The 20,136-nt window shown below is 61.5% G+C and carries 17 protein-coding genes; 4 read left to right on the top strand and 13 right to left on the bottom strand.

Features of this window, described 5'->3' with window-relative positions; genetic code table 11:
• Positions 1-251: 251 nt before the first annotated feature.
• The 10 genes from FB598_RS06850 to FB598_RS06805 form a co-directional block, all read right to left on the bottom strand.
• Positions 252-1,868 carry a methyl-accepting chemotaxis protein gene (locus FB598_RS06850; protein ID WP_141913880.1) on the bottom strand — a complete coding sequence of 539 codons (1,617 nt, stop codon included), beginning with the start codon at positions 1,866-1,868 and terminating at the stop codon, positions 252-254.
• A 29-nt stretch (positions 1,869-1,897) separates the two neighbouring features.
• Positions 1,898-3,340, bottom strand: a complete 1,443-nt coding sequence (locus FB598_RS06845; RefSeq protein ID WP_141913881.1) for an NAD-dependent succinate-semialdehyde dehydrogenase — start codon at positions 3,338-3,340, stop codon at positions 1,898-1,900.
• A 58-nt stretch (positions 3,341-3,398) separates the two neighbouring features.
• Positions 3,399-5,003 carry a bifunctional 3-(3-hydroxy-phenyl)propionate/3-hydroxycinnamic acid hydroxylase gene (locus FB598_RS06840; RefSeq protein ID WP_141913882.1) on the bottom strand — a complete coding sequence of 535 codons (1,605 nt, stop codon included), beginning with the start codon at positions 5,001-5,003 and terminating at the stop codon, positions 3,399-3,401.
• Positions 5,000-5,323 (bottom strand): NIPSNAP family protein, encoded by a 324-nt coding sequence (locus FB598_RS06835; RefSeq protein ID WP_141913883.1) that lies wholly within the window; start codon positions 5,321-5,323, stop codon positions 5,000-5,002. Before FB598_RS06835 ends, FB598_RS06840 begins: the two co-directional genes overlap by 4 nt.
• Positions 5,320-6,186 carry an alpha/beta fold hydrolase gene (locus tag FB598_RS06830; RefSeq protein ID WP_141913884.1) on the bottom strand — a complete coding sequence of 289 codons (867 nt, stop codon included), beginning with the start codon at positions 6,184-6,186 and terminating at the stop codon, positions 5,320-5,322. Before FB598_RS06830 ends, FB598_RS06835 begins: the two co-directional genes overlap by 4 nt.
• Before the next feature lie 18 nt (positions 6,187-6,204).
• On the bottom strand, positions 6,205-6,807 hold the full coding sequence (locus tag FB598_RS06825) for an amino acid synthesis family protein (RefSeq protein WP_141913885.1): 603 nt from the start codon (positions 6,805-6,807) through the stop codon (positions 6,205-6,207).
• Positions 6,808-6,835: 28 nt separating this feature from the next.
• Entirely contained in the window at positions 6,836-7,309 is a 474-nt protein-coding gene (locus FB598_RS06820; protein ID WP_141913886.1) for a VOC family protein, read from the bottom strand.
• A 12-nt stretch (positions 7,310-7,321) separates the two neighbouring features.
• A complete protein-coding gene (locus FB598_RS06815; protein WP_141913887.1) occupies positions 7,322-8,359 on the bottom strand; it encodes a glycosyl hydrolase in 1,038 nt (345 codons plus the stop codon).
• Between the two features lie 24 nt (positions 8,360-8,383).
• Positions 8,384-9,178, bottom strand: coding sequence for an SDR family NAD(P)-dependent oxidoreductase (locus FB598_RS06810; RefSeq protein WP_141913888.1), 795 nt, complete (start codon positions 9,176-9,178; stop codon positions 8,384-8,386).
• A gap of 74 nt (positions 9,179-9,252) precedes the next feature.
• Positions 9,253-10,812 (bottom strand): acetolactate synthase large subunit, encoded by a 1,560-nt coding sequence (locus tag FB598_RS06805; protein ID WP_141913889.1) that lies wholly within the window; start codon positions 10,810-10,812, stop codon positions 9,253-9,255.
• A gap of 327 nt (positions 10,813-11,139) precedes the next feature.
• Here FB598_RS06805 and FB598_RS06800 point away from each other — a divergent pair, with 327 nt between their 5' ends.
• On the top strand, positions 11,140-11,874 hold the full coding sequence (locus tag FB598_RS06800; RefSeq protein ID WP_141914216.1) for an IclR family transcriptional regulator: 735 nt from the start codon (positions 11,140-11,142) through the stop codon (positions 11,872-11,874).
• 58 nt (positions 11,875-11,932) lie between these two features.
• On the opposite strand, the gene FB598_RS06795 is transcribed toward FB598_RS06800, so the two are convergent.
• Positions 11,933-12,910 (bottom strand): helix-turn-helix domain-containing protein, encoded by a 978-nt coding sequence (locus FB598_RS06795; RefSeq protein WP_141913890.1) that lies wholly within the window; start codon positions 12,908-12,910, stop codon positions 11,933-11,935.
• Between the two features lie 522 nt (positions 12,911-13,432).
• Here FB598_RS06795 and FB598_RS06790 point away from each other — a divergent pair.
• Complete coding sequence (locus FB598_RS06790; protein ID WP_141913891.1) at positions 13,433-14,887, top strand: aldehyde dehydrogenase; 1,455 nt, start codon at positions 13,433-13,435, stop codon at positions 14,885-14,887.
• Positions 14,888-15,101: 214 nt separating this feature from the next.
• Here the strand turns inward: FB598_RS06790 and FB598_RS06785 are convergent, their stop codons facing one another.
• Positions 15,102-16,559 carry an APC family permease gene (locus FB598_RS06785; protein WP_141913892.1) on the bottom strand — a complete coding sequence of 486 codons (1,458 nt, stop codon included), beginning with the start codon at positions 16,557-16,559 and terminating at the stop codon, positions 15,102-15,104.
• A gap of 158 nt (positions 16,560-16,717) precedes the next feature.
• Complete coding sequence (locus FB598_RS06780) at positions 16,718-17,698, bottom strand: helix-turn-helix domain-containing protein (protein ID WP_141913893.1); 981 nt, start codon at positions 17,696-17,698, stop codon at positions 16,718-16,720.
• Between the two features lie 581 nt (positions 17,699-18,279).
• Between FB598_RS06780 and FB598_RS06775 the strand changes: the two genes are divergently transcribed.
• Positions 18,280-19,680, top strand: coding sequence for an NAD(P)/FAD-dependent oxidoreductase (locus tag FB598_RS06775; protein WP_141913894.1), 1,401 nt, complete (start codon positions 18,280-18,282; stop codon positions 19,678-19,680).
• Between the two features lie 42 nt (positions 19,681-19,722).
• Positions 19,723-20,097, top strand: a complete 375-nt coding sequence (locus tag FB598_RS06770) for a DUF4440 domain-containing protein (RefSeq protein ID WP_141913895.1) — start codon at positions 19,723-19,725, stop codon at positions 20,095-20,097.
• Positions 20,098-20,136: the final 39 nt, after the last annotated feature.

Genomic DNA, 20,136 nt, shown 5'->3' with positions numbered 1-20,136 from the left:
GATAAGCCAGTAGCCCAAATGAGCAAGTCATCACGGCAGGGAAACCGGAGCTGTAAATAATTTCGCGGGGGGCCATCCGCGTATCACTCGCAAGGAGCACAAGACTGACAAATCTCTGACAACACTGGATCAGTTACCCTGGCAAAGGTGTTATCCACTGCCATTTCTGCGCGCCCTGGTCGGCAAAAAAAATGGCGGCCGAAGCCGCCGTCAAAGGCACAGTCAAGCACCATGAACACACACCGAAACACTCATCCTGCCAGCAGCGGCACCTGCAAATCGGCAGCCGTCCCGGCCGTCTGACCCAGCGCCGCCGGGACGGCAGCGATCCTGAATACCGACACCGTCCCCAGCAGATTGCCGGCCTGCTGCCGCAGGCTTTCGCTGGCGGCAGCGCTCTCTTCAACCAGCGCCGCATTCTGTTGCAGGGCGTCGTCCAATTGCCGGATGGCGCGCTCGACCTCGGCAATGTCGCCGCTCTGGGCCACGCTGGCCTGACTGATCTCGGACACAATAGCCGAGACGCTGCGCACCGCCGCCACGATCTCCTGCATGGTTTGGCCAGCCCGATCCACCAGCCGCGCACCGGTCTGGATGCGCTCGACCGACTCGCCGATCAAGACCTTGGTCTCACGCGCGGCCAGCGAGCTGCGCTGGGCCAGCGAACGCACTTCGGTCGCGACTACCGCAAAGCCCCTGCCTTGCTCTCCGGCGCGTGCCGCCTCCACGGCGGCGTTCAACGCCAAGATATTGGTCTGGAAGGCGATACCGTCGATCGTGCCGACGATATCGGAGATGCATTGCGAACTGTTCTCGATGCCGCGCATGGTCTGCACCACCTGCTCCACTACCTGCCCGCCCTGCAGCGCCACGGCACTGGCCCGCTGCGCCGTGCTACTGGCCTGGCGGGCATCGTCGGCATTCTTTTGCACGGTCACGCTCAGTTCATTCATGGTGGCCGCCGTCTCTTCCAGCGCCGCGGCCTGCGCCTCGGTTCGGGTGGACAGGTCAGCGTTGCCGGAGGCGATTTCGATGCTGGCGGCGGCTACGTTCTCGGCCTCACGGCGCACTCCGGCGACGATACCCACCAGCGAATGTTGCATGCGCTGCATCGCTCCCAATAGTTGGGCAATTTCGTCCCGCCCGGTAACGCTGATCTCCTGGTCGAGCGCTCCCGCAGCAATATGATTGGCAGCCTGCACCGCGCGCTGCAAAGGCGACGCAATACTGCGGATCAACAATCTCGCCAAACCCATCGTGCACAGCAGAGCCGCCACGCCGACAGCGATCAGCGCGCGCCGGGCCGACTGGTAAGCCTGTTCGCCATCGACCACCGAAGCAGCCGACTCCTGGGAGACCGAGTCACTGATGGACTTGAGGATGCCCGCCATCTGGTCGTAAGGTCGGGCGCTGTCATCGGCCAGCATCAGCGCTTCGGCTGACTGTCCGGCCTTGGCCAAGGCAATGGCCTTCTCAGCCAGTTCGCGGTAGGTTTTCCAACTCTCCGCCAGTTGCCGGCTGATGGCGCGTTCATCGTCATTGCCGGCGAAGTCGAGCAGAATCTGCAAGTACTTTTCCGCATAGGCCAGTCCATCGCGCCTGGCTGCTTCGGCTGCCATGCCGCCGGCGCCATCGTCGGCCAGCAGGGACAAGGTCACGCCTACTCGGTACTGCGCCATGCCGATACGGATGCCCGAGACCGATTCCATCGCCGGCACATTCACCCGTCCCAACAGATCGACCTGGGTATTAATGCGACTCATGCGACCATACGAGAACACGGCCATGCCAATCAGCATAAGCAACAGCAAAAGAAAGGCCAGCCTGAGCTTGGCCGCGATACTGAACCCCTTGAACGCCTGCCCCATGTCCCTGCCCCTCATTGCACACCCGGCGCTCAGCCCGGTACGTGGGTGATCTGGCTGATCATCTTGGTGACCAGAAAGCTCTCGAACCCCTCTACTCCGCCTTCGCTGCCGAAGCCGCTCTCGCCAATACCGCCAAAAGGCAGCTCGGGATGAGCCATGCCTGAATGGTTGATGTTGACCATGCCGGCCTGCAACATATTGGAGACGCGATGGGCTGTTGTCAGCGACTGTGTGAACACGTAGGAGGCCAGGCCCAGCGGCAAGGCATTGGCCATGGCGATGGCATCCTCGACCTGGGCGAAGGGCGTGACCGCCGCTACCGGGCCGAAGGGTTCTTCCTGCATCACCCTGGCCGTTTGCGGCACATCCACCACCAGCGTTGGGGCATAGAAATGTCCGCGCTGGCCGATGCGCGCGCCGCCGGTAACCAACTTCCCCCCCTGGGCCATGGCATCTTCGATCAAACCATGCACGGCCTCGAAACGGCGACCGTGGATCAACGGCCCCATCTGCACGCCCGCCTCACTGCCGGGGCCGACCTTGACCTGCTGCAAAGCACTGGCGAAGGCCGCCACGAAGCGATCGTAAATCCCCTTCTGAACATAGAAGCGCGAGGGCGAAACGCAGACCTGTCCGGCATTGCGGGTCTTCAGGCGCGCCAGCAGGCGCGCCGCCGGCTCCACCTCGGCGTCGTCGAACACCAGCACCGGCGCATGACCGCCCAACTCCATGCTCATGCGCTTCATGTGCAACGCTGCCTGGGCGGCCAGCTTGCTGCCCACCGGCACCGAGCCGGTGAAGGAGATATTGCGCACCAGCGGCGACTCGATCAGTTGCCGCGAAATCTCTGACGACACACCCGAGACGATGTTGAAAACGCCCGGCGGCACCCCGGCGTCATGAAACAGGCGGGCCATCAGTACGATGGCCGCTGGCGACTCCGACGGCCCCTTCAGGACGACAGTACAACCAGCGGCCATGGCGGCGGCCACCTTCTTCATGGCTTGGCCGAAGGGGAAGTTCCACGGGCTGATGGCCGCACACACGCCCACCGGCTCGCGCACCACCAGCTGCCGTACGTCAGGATGGCGCGGGCTGACCACGCGGCCATACAGGCGACGGCCTTCCTCGGCGTGCCAGTCCAGGTGTTCGGCGGCGTTGAGGATCTCGGCCACGGCGTCGGCCAGTGGCTTGCCGTTGTCCATGGTGATAGCCGGCGCCATCGCATGCGCCCGCTCGCGCGCCAGCGTGGCGGCGCGGCGCAGGATGTCGGAGCGCTCCAGCGGCGACACCTGGCGCCAGAGCAGGAAGGCACGGTGGGCGGCCTGGATGGCCTCTTCGATGTCGGAGGCCTCGGCCCATGGCAGACGCCCTAACACCTCGCCGCTGGCGGGGTCGTTCACTTCCTGATAACGACGGCCTTCAACTCCCAGAAAACGTCCATCGATGTAGAGCTGCAAATCTGGATACATATGTATCACCTTGAAAAAGAGGCGCACCCACCGGGCGCACTGAGAATAAATGCGCGGCCTAGGCTGCCACGCGATCAAGGTAGCGAGCCATCACGGCCGGCGCATCTTCGGCGCGGCCGGCGGCGGCGATGAAACGGTCCGGACGCAGCAAGACCCAGTCCACGCCTTTTTCCTTGAACCAGGCATTGAGCCTGTTTTCATAATCCTGGATCACCACGCCGGCGCCGGTCGGCGGCTGGCCTCGCTGCCCGGATCGCGAGCGCGCCCCTTGCAAGTAGTCGCAGCCGAAGGCCTCCATGCGGCGGCGCAGTTCGAGGTCGGCCCCGGCCAGCACATCGCTGCGCCAGCTCAGCAGCGTGAAGCGGCTGCCACATAGGTCATCCAGCCGCACCACCTCACCCGCGCCGTTTTCCACCAGAGATTGCAGGAACATGCGCCCCACCAGATCGCTGCGGCTGCGCGGATCGCCCTGTATCACCGCCTGGCTTCTGAAGCTGGGCATGGGCTTGAATTTCATCTGCAAGATATAGTCGCGCACCCGCGCAATATCCTTGATGGCCAGGAAGAATTTGTCGCGACACCAGGCCAGCAGGCGGTTCTTCTGCGACAGCACAGCGCCGAACAAATCGGCCAGGGCGATCATGGCTTTCACGTGGGCATGACGCTCCTCGTGATAACTGGCCAGCAGTTCCGGCTTCATCCTGCCCTGGAGAATCCAGGCCAGTTTCCAGCCCAGGTTGAAGGCATCGCGCAGGCCGGCGTTCAAGCCCTGGCCGATCCACGGCGGGGTGATGTGGGCGGCATCGCCGGCCAGGCAGATGCGGCCGCAGACCAGCGCCCCGGCCACGCGCGAATTGTGGGTATAAACACGCGCACGGATGATGTTGAGGGATTCGACGTCGGCTACGTGTTCGTGCAACAGTTCCCGCACCTTCTCCGGGGCCAGCATCTGCTCGCCATCCTCGCCGGGGAAGAGCATGAATTCCCAGCGCCGCACGCCATAGGGCAGGGCCAAGCAGACATAAGGACGCCGTGGTTCGCAATGCAGCGCGGTGTAGGGCGCATCGAGCGGATCGCCATCGCATTCGATCACCACCCATTTGGCCGGATGGGTCTTGCCCTCATAGGGCAGCTTGAGGATCTTTTCGCGCACCGTACTGCGGCCGCCATCGCAGCCCACCGCATACTGCGCGCGCAAAGTGTCCTGCATGCCCCGGGCATCGACGATGGTGGCCAGCACACCCTGATCATCCTGCACCAGATCCCGCAGTTCCACGCCCGAACGCAGCTCCACATGCGGGAAGCGTTGCAGGCCCTGGCGCAGGGTAGCCTCGCCCAGCGGCTGCGAGAACAGGTTGCGCCGATACCAGCCGAACTCGCGCGTGGTCGGCTGGATCTCGGCGAAACAGCGACGGTCGGCGGTGTACATGCGCATGGGCACGTTCTGGATCACATCGCGCACGATGGCGTCGGCCATGCCGGCCGCCTGGAAGGTACGCAAGGCTTCGTCATCGATGCCGACCGCGCGCGGATAGTCGAGCACGTCCAGGTTGCGCTCGATGACCAGGGTCGCAATGCCATAGGTACCCAGCAAATTGGCCAGCGTCACGCCGACCGGCCCGGCGCCGACGATGAGCACCTGGGCTTGCGCGCCTGCACTCATGAAGCGCTCCCACCGGAAGGCTCCGGGGCGCTGATCAGCAGGCGGCTTTCCTGCTGCACCAGCAGGCCTCGCACCTGCTTGCGGAATTCGGCGAATTGCGCATCGGCCAGCAGCGCAGAGCGACGGCGTGCACGCTCTTCCAGGCTGTCGAAAGCCCAGTGGTAGACCAGCTGGTTCAGGTCACCGCTTTCGGGAATCATCATCGCCACCAAATTGCCCAGATGGCGAATCTGGTGTTGGCGGCCGCACTCGTTATAAATGCGTACGTAATCGCGCACGCCGCCCGGCACCATCGTATAGGTGCGCAGTTCGTGGATCATGGATTTTCCCCTACCGTTGCATGTTGTTCTTGCGCCAGGAATTGCCGCACCACCTCGGCAAAGGCTTCCGGCTGATCATCGTGGATGTAGTGGCCGGCATCGGCGATGGTGCGGGTGACGATGTACGCATTGAGCCGGCGCATCTCGGCGGCGATCTCGGCCGACAGGTAGTCCGAACGTTCGCCGCGCACCACCAGGGTGAGACACTTCAGCGCCGTGACATGCGGACGCAGGTCAATGACGCGGGAAAGGTCAGGTGTGAGGCGCGTGGTGCTGATGCCGACGTGGTCGTAACGCCAGGTGTAGCCGCCATCGATCTCCTTGAGCATGTTGCGCAGGCGCTGCTGGCGGGCCTCCTCGGTGACGCTGGGGCGTAGCTCGCGCATGAAGGCGCTGGCGTCTTCCCAACTGGCGAACCGGCTGGGGGTGGTGGCCAGCTCGCGGCGGATACGGGTGGCGCCGGGACTGTTCTCGAATGCGCCCGGACCGGCATCCTCGATGATGAGCCGGCGCACCTTGGCGGCATGCCGGGCGGCATAGACGATGGCATTGATGCCGCCCATCGAATGGCCGAGCAGATCAAACTGGCGCAGGCCCAGGCGAACCACCAGCGCTTCCATGTCGGCCACGTAGGTATCGGTGTAGTAGTTGCAGCCGACGTCCCAGTCACTGTCGCCGCGCCCGCGCTGGTCCAGGGCGATGAAGCGGTAATTCGCCGGCAGCCGCTGCACCAGGTCGGCAAAGGTCTCGCCATAGCCTCGTATGCCATGCAGCATCAACAGGGGAAAGCCTTCCGGATCGCCCCATTCGGTGATGTGGAAGTTCAGTCCCGACAGGGCCAGCGAATAGTCTCTGCGCTGCATGATGGTCTCCGTCCCTTGTCAGACCAGACCGTCTTGTCCCTTGACCTCGGAGGCCTTCAGGCCGCCCAGGCGGGCGTTGAGGCGACCGCGTGTAGCGAAAGCCCAGATCAGCACGACCTCATCGCGGTTGGGGCCATCGTTGAACTGGGCACTGACGGTGTCGTAGTGCGAGCGCACGTAGAGCGCATCCTTGTGCGCCAGCGGGATGTCGATGATGGTGCCGGGACCGCCGCGCTTGCCGGTGGAGGGCACCCAGGACTTGCCGCCGCCCACGCCATCGCGTACTGGATTGGCAGCGGGATTGGTCAACAAGGCATTGCCATGTTCGTACTCGCCATCGATACCGACCAGACAAGCCTTTCCATAGCTCTCGATAGCCTGGCCCTGAGCCGCTTCACGGATGCGACGACCGAACTCCACACCCAGCGCCGGCGAGGGATCGATCCAGGACGACAGGTCTTCCACGTACTTGCCGGCGAAGGGGTTGTGGATACAGGCGGCGATCACGATCTTGCGCAGCGGGGCGCCATCGGCTGCCTTACCGGTCTCTCCGGCCAGGGTGTCTTCAATTTGCTGGTACCACTTGCGAATATGGAAATTTTCGAAATTCGGAGTTTTCATCATGTGTCCTAAAAAGGGAGTCAGTCGCTTACAACGGATCGAGGTGGAAATTGTCGCTGGGTGCGTTGTATTGCCCCAGCAGGCGTTTCCCCTCTTCATCGTCGTGCGCGGTCTCGAAGAAGAATTCGAAGCGGTGGCCGTCCGGATCGTGGAAGTAGATGCCGTAACCGACCTTGTGGTCGGTGATCTTGAATATCTCGATGCCTTTGGCCAGCAACATGCCGTAGAGGCGGCGGAATTCATCCATGTCGCCTTCCACCTCCAGGCCGTAGTGCTGCATGTTGACTTCGCCGCGCACGGCCCTGGCCGGATCCTCGACGCGGATCAGCGCGATGTCATGGTGCTTCTTGCCAAAAGAAAGGAAGACCCAGCGTTCTGCCCGGGCGGTGACCGTCATGCCCAGTACGTCCTCGTACCAGGGTGCCGAGCCATGCGGGTCCTTGACGAACAGGGCGAGGTGGGTGCGGCGGATGCGCGGCTTGATGGTGGGGATGTCGGACATGGCGCCGGCTCCTTAGTCGATCGATTGCGGATGGGCATGTACGGGCGCCACGAAGGGCGTCCAGGCCACCGAGGTGATCTCGCTGAAGTCGCGCCATTCCTTGTACCAGCTACGCCCGCCATCCGTGGAGCGCAACAGGTAGCCGTACTTGGCGCCGGCGAAGAGCAGTTGCGGATCGGCCGGATGCCCGCCGAAGGCCCATACCGTGGAATTGGGTGCGGTATGCAGCAGGCTCGCAGTCCAGCTCTGGCCGCGGTCTTCCGAACGATAGATGCGGGTACGGGTACCGGGTGTGCCATCGCCGATGGCCAGCAGCAGCGTATTGCCCTGCGGATCCAGCGCCTGGATGGTGCGGGTGTAGTACATGCCGTCGAAGCGTTCCTTGGAAGCCTTGGCCACGAAACTGCGAGCGTCGTCGGTGCTCTCGCAGACCGAATTGACGGTCACCACGACATGCTTCACGGGTGCATCGGTCGTGGCCGGCAGCACGGTGATGGCGTGGATGTCGGAATTGTTGATGCCGCGTCCCGGGGTGTCGATGCGGGTCCAGGTATCGCCTTCGTCCTGGCTGCGCCAGGCTCCGCCTTCTTCCACGCCGAACCAGACTTCATTGGGCGCATCGGCGCGCACGAAGATAGTCAGGATGCGCGGCTTGTGCACCCCCGAGCAGAACTCCGGCAGTTCCACATCCAGTTGCTGCCACGACAGGCCGCCATCGTGCGAACGGTACATGCGGGCGCGCGAAGGCGCACCCGTGCCGGCGAAAACCAGTTTGGGATTAGTGGGGCTGAAAGCCAGCGACCAGACGGTCTGGTCATCGGCGGGCGAGGCGATGCGCTTGAAGTGCGCGCCCCCGTCGGTGCTCAGGCAGATACCGGCATCGGCGCCAGCCAGTACGCGCGCCGGATCGGATGGATCGACGGCAAGGCTGCGCACCACGCCGTCGAATTCAATGGCCTCCTTCAGGCCCAGGCGATGCCAGGTCGCGCCATTGTCGACGCTGCGCACGATGCCTTGGCCGGCGGTGCCGACCAGGATGGTTCCTTGCATGATGGTGTCCTTTTTTCTGTCAGGTCAGATGTAGATGCCGCGGGTGATGCCGCCGTCGACCGCGATCGATTCGCCGGTGATGGCTGCGGCTCGCGGCGAGGCCAGGAACAGCACCACATCGGCGATTTCCTCCACCTGCAGCACGCGGCGGATCGGCGTGGCCTTGGCGTAGTTCTGCTCGACTTGCCCGGGGGTCAGGCCTTGCAGCTTGGCTTCCTTCTCGTAGAGCTCGTGGATGTGCGGGGTCTCGACCACGCCGGGGTGGATCACGTTGACGGTGATGCCGTCCGGCCCCAACTGGTCGGACAAGGTCTTGGTGAGATGGCAGATGGCCACGTTGCGCATGCCCGACAACTGCTTGCTGCCGCGCCCGGTCAGGCCGCCGATGTTGATGATGCGGCCGTAGCCGCCGGCGCGCATGTGCGAGGCCGCAGCCTTGGCGAAGCGCATGTAGCCGACCACCTTGATGTTGATGTCTTCCAGCAGGCCTTCGGGGCTGGCATGCTGGATCTCGGAGCGCACCAGGCCGCCCGGATGGGCCGCACCGTTGACCAGGATGTCGAGACGGCCGAAGCGCTGCACCGCCTGCGCCACTGCAGCCTCGACCTGTTCAGTGTTGCTGACGTCAGCGGCCACGGCGATGACTTCAGTGCCGGTGGACTCGCTCAGCTCCTTGGCCACTTCTTCCAGCTTGGCCTTGCTGCGCGCCACGATGGCCACGCGCACGCCTTCGCGCGCCAATACTTCGGCCACGGCGCGGCCGATGCCCAGGCTGCCGCCGGTAACGATGGCGGCCTTGCCTTGCAGTTTCAATTCCATGCTTGCTCCTTGTTCAATGCGATCAATACGTTCCGGCGATGCCGGCAGGTAAGCGAATGCGCCCGGCTGGAGCCTTACAGCGCCATCTCGATCAGGGCCGGGCCTTCGCCGGCGAAAGCGGCCTGCAATTGCTGCTGCAATTGCTGCGCGTTCTCGGCCCGCGAGGCGGGCACGCCATAGGACTGCGCCAGTCCCACCCAGTCGATGCGGGGATGGTCCAACGAGGTCATCTGTGCGGCGCGCTCGCCGAGGACAGCACCATCGCGGCGCAGTTCGTTGCGCAGGATGGCGTACTGGTGGTTGGCGGCGATCAACACCACCACCTTGGCTTTTTCGTGCGCCAGCGACCATAGCGTCTGGATGGTGTATTGCGTGCTGCCGTCCGAAAGCAGGCCGACCACGGTGCGATCCGGGCAGGCCACCGCCGCGCCCAACGCCACAGGCAAACCCTGGCCGATGGCACCGCCGGTGTTAGTCAGGACCGTATGCGCACGAGCCGCATCGGAGACGGCATAGAAGGGATAGCCGCAGGTGCCCCCCTCTACCGAGACGATGGCGCGCTCCGGCAGTTCGCGCGCCAGCACGGCGGCGATCTTCTGCGGCGTCAGTTCACCCTCGGGCATGGCAGGCAAGTCGTGCTGCGGCATCACGTAGGCCGGCGCGGCCAGCGCGTCGGCCAGTTGCTCGACGCGCTCGGCGGCGGGATGACCGGGCAGGCTGATTGTCAACAAGCGTTCGGGTGCCACCAAGGCGCTGGGATGACCGACGTAGCCGAAGTAGGTGATTGGCGGCAAGGCGCCTACCAGCACCACCAGGTCGGCCTCATCGAGCACTTGACGCACCGGTTCCGGGAAATAAGGCAGGCGGTCAAAGGAAGGCAAACCCTGGCCCCGCTCGGCGCGCGCCGGGAAGGTTTCAGCGTAGACACCGCATCCCAGTTGCGCGGCGATGCGCGCCACGGCGCGCTGCGCGCGCGCGCCCAGACCGCTGTCATCGCCGCCGCCGCCCAGCAGGAACACCACGCGCCGAGCACGCTGAATGCGCGCCATGGCCTGGGCGGGCTGGTAGTCATCGGCGGGCTCGGTGGCGCTGGCCTGACCGGTCGCAGCGGCGCTTACCGGCTCCATCACCTCGAATTGGTAGTCGGCCGGGAAGATCAGGGTGCTGCCTTGCCCGCCTGCCGCCATGCTCTGGCGCACGGACTCGGTGGCGGCCGGAACGATATCGGCGGAACCGGTGATGCGGTGGACCCAGCCCGAAACCGGATAGGCCAGCGATTCGATGTCCGACGTCAGCGGCGCGTCATAGGGCAGGTGCCAACTGGTATGGTCGCCGATGATGTTGACGATGGGCGTACGGGCGCGGCGCGCGTTGTGCAGGTTGGCGATGCCATTGGCAAAGCCCGGCCCCAAGTGCAGCAGCGTGCTGGCCGGACGGCCCAGCATACGGCCGTAGCCGTCGGCAGCGCCCGTGCAGACGTTCTCTTGCAGGGCCACCACGCAGCGCAGCTTGGGAAAGCTCTCCAGGCCGCGCACCAGATCCAGTTCAGTCGTGCCGGGGTTGGCGAAACAGGTGTCCACGCCTTGCGCCAGCAGGCCGGCCCATAATGCGTGCGCTCCAGTGTATCGGGTCATTTCTCTTCCTTTGCCGCCAGCGGCCAGCGCCGCACATGGGCGCTCTTGTAGGGTTGAACAGACCAGCATCACCGTAGCGGCGAGCTGGTTTGCGGCATCTCAAATCAATCCGGCGTAAAATTACATATTTTCGTATAGATGAAATTTGTACATAATTCATCATATCGAACTAATGATTTATTGCTTGATTTTGAATATAAGAGATTTATGCAATAGCCTTGAGCCCAAATCGGCAATTGGTGCAACCACCCCGTTCCCATGAAGCCGGGGGGCCTTACAATAGCCAGCCATCAGGCGCCCCGAATGCCTTCAACCACGACCAAGACCATGAATAGCCTGAGCCGCATGCTGGATGTCCTGACCCTGTTCAAACCCAGCCAACCCGTCATCGACGTCGATATGATCTGCGCCCAGTTGGGCTATACGCCGGCCAGCGCCTATCGCTATGTGCGGGAGCTGGGCAATGCCGGTCTGCTGGTGAAGATGCCGCGAGGCTACGCAGTAGGGCCGAAGGTGATCGAGCTTGACAGTCACATGACGCGCTTCGACCCCTTGCTCTCGGCCAGCCGAGACATCGTCGGCGACCTGGTGGCGCAGACCGGATTGGAGTTGCTGATCAGCGAGTTGTACGGGTCGACGGTGATCAACATCCTGCAGGAGTCAGGCAGCAATGACGCACGCCTGAACTATGGACGCGGCTCCCCCATGGATCTGTTCCACAGCGCCACGGCGCGCGTGATCCTGGCCTACCTGCTGCCGCGCCAATTGCGCAAGCACTTCGACCAGGCCAATGCAGAGGAACTGCGGCTGGTGGGCAGCAACTGGAAGGATTTCTCGAAGGTGATGCTGAAAATACGCAGGGATGGCTTCTGCGTCAGCGAGGGCGAGTTGGACCCGGGCAAGATCGGCATCGCTGCGCCCATCTTCGACGAGAAGCAGCGCATCTTGGGCAGCATCACGCTGGCCGGCAATACCGAACGGGTCAATGCCTTCAACCGCGACTTCCTGTCGGGACTGATTACCGATGCGGCGCGCAAGATCACGGCGCGCATTGCGGGCTGAAGAACCCGCATGAAAAACGCGCCGCCCCTGGGCGGCGCGCTTGCATGACCGGCGACGACTACTGGAATACTTTCTGCATCGAGCGTCGCGAGGTCTGCGATGGCAACTCGCCAAACAAGGCCTGGTAATCCTCGGCAAAGTGGCTCAGGTGGAAAAAGCCCCAGCGTGAGGCGATATCGCCGATCGATGCCTGCTGCGCCATGGTGGACAACAGTTCGCGCCGTACGCCGTTCAGCCGCAAGCAGCGCAGATAGTTCAGCGGGGTGGTCTCTGCCACGGCCTGGAAACTGTTCTGCACCGTGCGCCGGCTTACCTGCAGACGCTGGCATACCTCGAAGATGCTAGGGACATTGGCAGCATCGACGATAGTCTGGCGATGCAACTTTTCGACGATATAGCTGCGGGTGGTGCTCATCTGGCGGCTGGGATCACAATCCGGCGCCGACAACAGCCCCAACAACTCTCCCAGCAGCGACGATTCCAGCGCCTGCTCGCGCTGATCGGCCTGGGCATCGTACTGCCACTGGCCGCCATCGATCTGCAGCATCGCACGCGAAAAGATGTTCAGCAGCCGCTCGCGACAGGCGCGCAAGCCCGCCGGCGGTACTTTGATGACCGGCTGCTTCAACAGCGCGGCGATGCGATCCGGATCAGGCATCTGATGCAGATGCTCCTCAAACAGGTCGCTGTCGAAGGTCAGCGACAGCAGGTCGGTGTCCATCGGCATGTGGAACATGAACTCCTCACCACCCTGCAGGAACAGGATGCTCTTGTCATCGGCTTCGCGCCCTTGCACGTGCGCCGCACCCGGCGTGGTGATGGGGAAGGCGAAGCAGATCTGGTCCTTTGGCGCTTCGCCATGCTGCACCACCCGCTTGTTGATGCGTTCGCGGAAGGCATGGCAACGCCGGGTCGACAGTTGCATCAGCGAGCTCTCCAGCTTGCCGGCGGAAATCTGCGCATAGGTCTGCTTCCACGCACCGATGGCGGCGGCGTGCACATGCACATCCTGAAAACGGTGAATGCTTTGCAACATGGTCTCTCTCCAAGTGAGCCGCGATTGCTCCCGCGAGCGCGGCTCTGTCTCCATGCATTTAATGTGCCTGCACTGTTATTTTTCGTTCAAGGTCTGCCGCAGCAACAAGGACGGGATTGGCAACCGGCCCGGGGATCGCATAGCACCTGCTTTATTTTTCTATTTTATGCAAATTTATCTCAAAGGAAAAATTTAGCAAATACTTTTACAAATTTATATACCTTGTCACCTCATTTTTCAAAATAGTGCAATTTCTGCTTTTACGCACAACATCAATGCACCCCGAGCAGGAAATGAGCAACAACCCTTTCCTGATGGCAATGGCAGGCTTGCGGCTCGTACCCCCTATACGAATTCCGGGGCGTTTCCTGCCACGCCGAATTGCTCATTTGGGCTAACTGCACCGCCCTGCTCTCTATACATTCTGGCTACATGCAGGCCAGATTGCATAACTCCCAGCGTGAGCAGCGCGCAAGTGGCCGCATGCCGTTTCCCTCGACAACCGCCAACATGAGAATGAGCATGTCTCTCCATCTTCAGCACTTTATTGCCGGCCAGGCCACAGAGGCCTCCGATGGCCAGCGCATGAACCTGGTCAATCCCATTAACGAAGAAGTCTATGCCAGCGCCGCACAAGGCACGGCCGCCGATGTGGCACGCGCTGTTGCCGCCGCCAAGGGGCAATTGGAAGGCGGCGCCTGGAGCAAGCTGTCAGGTCTGCAACGCGGCCAGCTGCTGCACAAGCTGGCCGCGCTGGTGGAGCGCGATAGCGACCTGCTGGCCGACATGGATGCGCGCGCCATCGGCCGCTCACCGATGGAACCGCGCATGATGGACGTGCCCAACGCCATCAGCCATCTACGCGCGGCGGCCGGCTGGGCCAACCAGATGGAAGGCCGCACCATCCCTACAGCCGGTTACATGGGCAAGCCAACCCTGTCCTATACCGTGCGCGAACCCATCGGCGTAGTCGGCGCGATCCTCCCCTGGAACGCGCCGCTGATGATTACCAGCTGGAAGGTCGCGGCGTTGCTCGCGGCCGGCTGCACGGTAGTGGTCAAGCCAGCCGAGGAAACCCCGCAATCGGCGCTACATCTGGCGCGCCTGGCACAGGAAGCCGGCTTCCCGGACGGCGTCATCAACGTCGTAACCGGTTATGGCAACTCCGTCGGCCGCGCACTGTGCGAACATCCCGACGTGGCCAAGATCAGCTTCACCGGCAGCCCTGAAGCTGGGCGCGCCATCCAGCGCATCGCCGGCGAACAGTTCAAGCGCGTCACGTTGGAACTGGGCGGCAAGAGCCCACAGATCGTATTCGACGATGCGCCCTTCGAGGATGCGCTGTTCGGCTGCACGCTGGGCCTGTTCGTCAACCAAGGCCAGGTGTGTGCGGCCGGCTCGCGCATCCTGGTGCAGCGCGGCCTGGCGCAGCGCTTCGCCAAGGCATTGGCCGAGGCTGCCACCGGCATCACCGTGGGCGACCCCAGCCAGCCGGGTGTGCGCATGGGGCCGGTAGCCAAGAAGGCGCAGTTCGAGCGCGTGAACCGCTACATCCAGCAAGGCCTAGATGAAGGCGCCACCCTGCTGGCCGGAGGCGTCTCGCGTCCGGACAAGGGTTGGTTCGTGCAGCCGACCATCTTCGCCGATGCCAACAACAGCATGCGTATTGCCCGCGAAGAAATCTTCGGGCCGGTAGGAACCATCATCACGTTCGATACCGAAGAAGAAGCCATCGCCCTGGCCAACGATTCCAACTACGGCCTGGCCGCTACCGTCTGGACCAACAACCTGGCGCGTGCGCATCGCGTCGCGTCCGGCATCAAGGTCGGCGCGGTGGGCGTGAACTGCTGGAGCCCGCTGGACGCCAATCTGCCCTGGGGTGGCATCAAGGACAGCGGCATGGGTCGCGAAGGCGGCCTGGCGGGCGCACTGGCCTACACCGAAGAAAAGACGGTCACCGTGCTGTTGGCCTCCTGATTCCGAATCCCTCCTGACAGACGCGACGTGGCGTGAGCTGCGCCGCGTCTTTTTTTCATCTTTTCCCCCAGACATGTCCAGCCATCCCTGGGCCGGCGCCAATGCCTACGAGATCCTGACCAACCGCGGCATCGCTATCGTCGCCGGCATCAGAAATGAGAACGGGCCTTGCAACAGCAAGGCCCGTTGTTTATACGCTCGCCCGCGCGTCGGCCTAGAGCTTGTGGCTGCCCAATGCAGCAAAGCGCAGCGGTGCACAGCGGCGCAAGCGGGTGGCCAACATGACACCCAGCACGATGGCCAGCGGAATCATCGAGCACAGCGCATAGGACATGGACTTGCTGGCGCCAGTCAACACGTCGAAATGCACGACCGCCGTGCACAGGATGTAGAGCAAAGCCACCAGCGACACCGCCGGCAGGATGCGCACACGCCAGGCGCTGGAACAGGCATCGGGATGCCGGCGGAAATAGCAGATCACGGCAGCAGATGTCATGATCATCAGCAGAATCAGGCACAGCGCGGCCAGGCTGGAGAACCAGGCGAACAGGTGCAAGATGGGATGGGCATCGAGCAGCGCGAACAACGTCACCACCACCGCCGCGATCGCGCTTTGCAGAACCGATCCCATGTGCGGGCTCTGGTAGGTCTTGTGCGTGGTACCAAGCAGGCGATGCAGAAGTCCATCGCGCCCCACGGCGTAGAAGTAACGCGCCGCGGAACTGTGGAAGGCCAGCAGCCCGGCATAGATGCTGATGACGAACAGGATGCGGATGAGCGCCGTCAGGCCGGCGCCTGCATAGTGGTTCGACATGACATAGATGAAGGCAGTTGGATCCTGCATATGTTCCAGCAGCTTGACCACCTTGTCGCTGCCGGCGCCGATGATCAGTGCCCATAGCGAAATGCCGTAGAAACCGCCGATCAGCAGCACTGCGGTATAGGTGGCAATGGGGATGGCGCGCTTCGGATCCTTGGCTTCCTCGCCATAGATGGTAGTGGCTTCGAAACCGATGAAGGCGGCAAAGGCAAACAGCAGGCCGATGGAGGGCGTACCGCTCATGACGTTGGCCGGGGCGAAAGAATCCAGATTGATGCCGTGGTCGCCGCCCGAGCGGAGGATACAGAAATCCAGCACCAGCACTGCCATGTATTCGGCTATCACCACCACCGACAGTAGCCGTGCCGACAGGTCGATATTGCGATAACCGAGAACAGCCACGCTCAACATGGCGGCAGCCGCATAGACCCACCACGCCAACTGGACGCCGAAGACATCGAAGATGGTAGCTGACATCACCCCGCCGAACATGCCGTACAGGCCGATCTGCAGGATGTTGTAGGCGAACATAGCCAACACCCCGGCCACACCGCCGGCGATGCCTCCCAGGCCGGCACTGGAAAACGCATAGAAGCCACCGGCATTGGTGACGTGGCGCGCCATGGTGGTGTAGCCCACGGAGAAGGCCAGCAGCAACAGCAGAATCAGCAGCAGCAGCGCTGGGGTCCCGGCGCCGTTGCCCAGCATGATGCCGATAGGAAAGCCGCCGGCGATCACGCTCAGCGGACTGGCAGCGGAAACCACGAAGAAGATGATAAAGCCCACGCCCAGGGCATTCCTCCTCAGCGTGCTTTCTTGCCTGCCTTGGGTAGCGTAATCGACCTGGCTCATCGGCCTTTACCTTATAAAAACCAGCGTTCCTGGACATCGCCGATGATAGCTATCGACTCCTTCACGCCCGCATGCAGCATGGGCGAACTGGCAGTCTAGAAGAGATGCTTTTTTTCCTTTAGCCCAAATTGGCAGGTTGAATTCCAATGCGACGCGAATTACTGGAGGACTATTTGCGCTGGACGGCGCGCCGTTTGGGAAGGCAGTTCACCGAACAACGCGCGGTAATCCTCCGCAAAGTGGCTGAGGTGGAAAAAGCCCCAGCGGGAAGCAATGTCGCCGATCGAGGCGTCCTCACTCGACAGCAGCTCGCGACGCACTCCGTTCAAACGTACGCAGCGCAGGTAATTCAGGGGCGTCGTTTCGGCCACGGTACGAAAACTGTTCTGGATTGTGCGTCGGCTCACCCGCAAGCGCTGGCATACTTCGAAAATGCTGGGTACGTTGGTGGCGTCTTCGATGATCTGGCGGTGCAGCTTGTCAACGATATAGCTGCGGACGGTGCTCAGATGGTGATGAGGATCGCAATCAGGCGCCGACAACAGCCCCAGCAACTCCCCCAACAGCGCCAACTCCAAGGCCTCCTCGCGCCGTGCGCTCCGCTCGGACTGCTCATCCTGCCGCAGCTGATCACCCGCAACCGGCAACATTGCATGCGAGAAAATCTTCAAGAGCCGCTCTCGGCACATATGCAAGCCATTGGAGGCGACTTTCATGACCGGCTGCTTCAACAGCGCGGCAATGCGATCCGGATCAGCCATTCGAGGCAAGTATTTATAAAAGAAGTCTTGATCGAACGTGATGGCGAAGAGATCGGTATCCGTGGGCATATGGCACATGAATTCCTCTCCGCCCTGAAGAAACAGCATGCATCCTTCATCGACTTCACGTCCTTGGACATGGGCTCCTCCAGGCGCGGAAACAGGAAAGGCAAAGCAGATTTGGCCCTTGGGCGCTTCGCCATGCTGCACAACGCGCTTGTTGATACGCTCGCGGAAAGCATGGCAGCGCCGGGTCGAAACCTGTATCAAGGAACTTTCCAAACGCCCCGCCGAAATCTGCGCGTAGCTCAAATTCCATGGACTGATTGCAGCAGCGTGCGCATGCACGTCCTGAAACCGGTGAATGCTTTGCAACATTGTCTCTCTCCAAATGAACCACGTTTCTACGACAAGCGTGGTTCTGTCGTTAAGCATCTAACGTGCCAACTTTTTGATTGTTTTTCGGTGGTGCTCAATTCATGAGGTGGTCACCAGCGTTCGCATGCGAACGCGGCTTGCCACAGATGGCCCACCCATTAGTTTTAGCATCTTTATCTCAAAGGAGAAATTTGGCAAATATTATTTTATGTTTTCAACATAGAAGATGCATTTTTTCAACATTGTGCAATTTTTGTTATTTATGCACAAGAACAATGCAGCATCTGCAAGCGCTTGAACCAAGTTGCATCGAGCCATCAGGCGGATGTTTTTCTCAGACAATTAGCCGCCCACACACACCACCATCTTTTTCAGAGTAATAGGGGTGATGGTTCTGCTCCCGCCGAGTTCGGACAACGCTCACACATCTCTACCGGGCATGACGCCGACTGCATGAAATTGAGATGCCCTTGGAGGGGCTGGGCACTGATTGGCATATGCCGATTTGGGTTACCTCCGCATGGCCCCAAAAGCGAGAATCAGCCTGCTCGTTTCCCTACACATCATTACGCCTCCATCTCATGAAAAAGACTTCAGACGGACACAATATCAAACGCGGATTCCCCCTGGATCAGGGCCTGACCTCACCTGCCGCCTTCGATCATCGCGCCCCTGCCCACGCCGACTACGATGCCGTTGTAGTAGGCGCCGGATTTGCAGGACTTACGGCTGCACGCGAACTAGGGTCAAGAGGGCTGCGCGTCGCGATCGTCGAAGCGCGGGATCGCATCGGAGGACGAACCTTCCTGGCAGAGCAGGAAGGACAAAAGTACGAAATTGGCGGCACATGGATCCATTGGGGACAACCTTACGTTTGGAGTGAACTGCAGCGATATGGCCTGGGGATCTCCGAGTCGGTGAGCGGGACAGCAGATACCATCAGCCTACTGACCGACGCCGGGTTGGAAAGCGACACGGCCGAAGCGATGGGCAAAGATCTCGAAACCGCTTTGCAGTTATTTTGCGATATTGACGGCACTGGCGGCCGAATGATGTTCGCGAACCCACATGCTCCATCCGACGTGGCAGGCCACCTCGATCAGTCAAGCCTGGCCGATCGGCTTGCCGAGATCAACATCTCCGGCCGGCAACGCAGTTTGCTGCAAGCATTCATCACCATGAATGCGGCGACTGATCCTGCTAAAGGCGGTATGTATGACCAGTTGCGCTGGTGGGCACTTGGTGAATATTCCGCCGATTCACTCCTCAAGCGCCTGGGCCGGTACAAAATCGCGCAGGGTACTTCTGCACTCGCCCTGGCGTTGCTGCGAGATTCGAAAGCCGAACTTCTGGTGGGCGAACCCGTCACCGAGATCACCTCCGTCGCAGGCGGAATACGCGTCAAGGGAAAGAATATTTCACTAAACAGCAAGACAGTTGTTGTTGCTGTTCCCATGAATGTATTGAGTGATATCAAATTCACGCCCGGCCTCCCGGCAGAACGTCAATCCGCACACCGGGAGAACCATGTGTGCGCCGGCACGAAGTTCATTGCCAGCATCGATCGCAATGTAGGGGCCTGGGTCGGCTTTGCCCCCTACCCCAATCCTCTGACCATGGTCATCGCTGACCGTGAAATCGATGGCAAGTCCCTGCTCGTAGGATTTGGCCCGGACGACAAAATTGATCTGAACAACATCGAGCAGATCGAAAAGGAACTGCGCAAATTCCTCCCTGGGATCAATGTCACCAATGTGCTTGCGCACGACTGGTCAAACGATCCTTACGCAAAGGGTGGATGGACCTGGTTTGAGCCAGGCCAGACGACAAGGGTGCTTGCTGCACTACAAACCTCAACACCGCCGCTTTTCTTTGCGAATACGGACTGGGCGAGCGGCTGGAGAGGTTTTATTGACGGCGCGATCGAAGATGGCATCCGCGGCGCCAGGGATGTCATCGACTTCCTGCACCTGCGTGCATAAACCTGGTCATTTCACAACCAAATTTTTCCCGAGGAAAATCTCATGAATATCAACCTGGCAATTGAAAAACTCCAGACGCTGTGCCGTAATGGCGACGCCGCCAAGCTTCATCGCGAGATGTTTTCCAATGATTGCAGCATCAGTGGAGAAGGCGCACAGGGAATCACCGTCGGCTCCGATCTGCTGCCAGCACTGACAGAGATGCTCAAGGTCACGCCGAAGCTCTCGATACGGTCCGTACGAACAGTCGAACTCACCGAAAACGCTGCGGTGACCTGGCTGGAATGGAGCTCTCCTTCTGCCGACGGCAAAGGCGATACGATTTCATTCCGCTCGCTTACAGCATGGCGAAAAGAAACGGACACTTGGCGTATTGTGGCCGACATGTATGGCTTCGGTCTTTTTAGCGCCAGCTAACAGAGCGACTACCTGAATTACACTAATCTTTGAGGAGCC

Origin of the sequence: Herbaspirillum sp. SJZ106 (genome assembly GCF_006715495.1) — a bacterium.
In the GTDB taxonomy this organism is placed as follows: domain Bacteria; phylum Pseudomonadota; class Gammaproteobacteria; order Burkholderiales; family Burkholderiaceae_D; genus Herbaspirillum.
Note: the sequence above shows the minus strand (reverse complement) of the source record. Positions and strands in the feature narration are given on the sequence as shown.

Bases quoted from the DNA above. Each gene is read 5' to 3' on its own strand.
- FB598_RS06850 (WP_141913880.1), bottom strand. From the start codon at position 1,868: ATGGGGCAGGCGTTCAAGGGGTTCAGTATCGCGGCCAAGCTCAGGCTG.
- FB598_RS06845 (WP_141913881.1), bottom strand. From the start codon at position 3,340: ATGTATCCAGATTTGCAGCTCTACATCGATGGACGTTTTCTGGGAGTT.
- FB598_RS06840 (WP_141913882.1), bottom strand. From the start codon at position 5,003: ATGAGTGCAGGCGCGCAAGCCCAGGTGCTCATCGTCGGCGCCGGGCCG.
- FB598_RS06835 (WP_141913883.1), bottom strand. From the start codon at position 5,323: ATGATCCACGAACTGCGCACCTATACGATGGTGCCGGGCGGCGTGCGC.
- FB598_RS06830 (WP_141913884.1), bottom strand. From the start codon at position 6,186: ATGCAGCGCAGAGACTATTCGCTGGCCCTGTCGGGACTGAACTTCCAC.
- FB598_RS06825 (WP_141913885.1), bottom strand. From the start codon at position 6,807: ATGAAAACTCCGAATTTCGAAAATTTCCATATTCGCAAGTGGTACCAG.
- FB598_RS06820 (WP_141913886.1), bottom strand. From the start codon at position 7,309: ATGTCCGACATCCCCACCATCAAGCCGCGCATCCGCCGCACCCACCTC.
- FB598_RS06815 (WP_141913887.1), bottom strand. From the start codon at position 8,359: ATGCAAGGAACCATCCTGGTCGGCACCGCCGGCCAAGGCATCGTGCGC.
- FB598_RS06810 (WP_141913888.1), bottom strand. From the start codon at position 9,178: ATGGAATTGAAACTGCAAGGCAAGGCCGCCATCGTTACCGGCGGCAGC.
- FB598_RS06805 (WP_141913889.1), bottom strand. From the start codon at position 10,812: ATGACCCGATACACTGGAGCGCACGCATTATGGGCCGGCCTGCTGGCG.
- FB598_RS06800 (WP_141914216.1), top strand. From the start codon at position 11,140: ATGAATAGCCTGAGCCGCATGCTGGATGTCCTGACCCTGTTCAAACCC.
- FB598_RS06795 (WP_141913890.1), bottom strand. From the start codon at position 12,910: ATGTTGCAAAGCATTCACCGTTTTCAGGATGTGCATGTGCACGCCGCC.
- FB598_RS06790 (WP_141913891.1), top strand. From the start codon at position 13,433: ATGTCTCTCCATCTTCAGCACTTTATTGCCGGCCAGGCCACAGAGGCC.
- FB598_RS06785 (WP_141913892.1), bottom strand. From the start codon at position 16,559: ATGAGCCAGGTCGATTACGCTACCCAAGGCAGGCAAGAAAGCACGCTG.
- FB598_RS06780 (WP_141913893.1), bottom strand. From the start codon at position 17,698: ATGTTGCAAAGCATTCACCGGTTTCAGGACGTGCATGCGCACGCTGCT.
- FB598_RS06775 (WP_141913894.1), top strand. From the start codon at position 18,280: ATGAAAAAGACTTCAGACGGACACAATATCAAACGCGGATTCCCCCTG.
- FB598_RS06770 (WP_141913895.1), top strand. From the start codon at position 19,723: ATGAATATCAACCTGGCAATTGAAAAACTCCAGACGCTGTGCCGTAAT.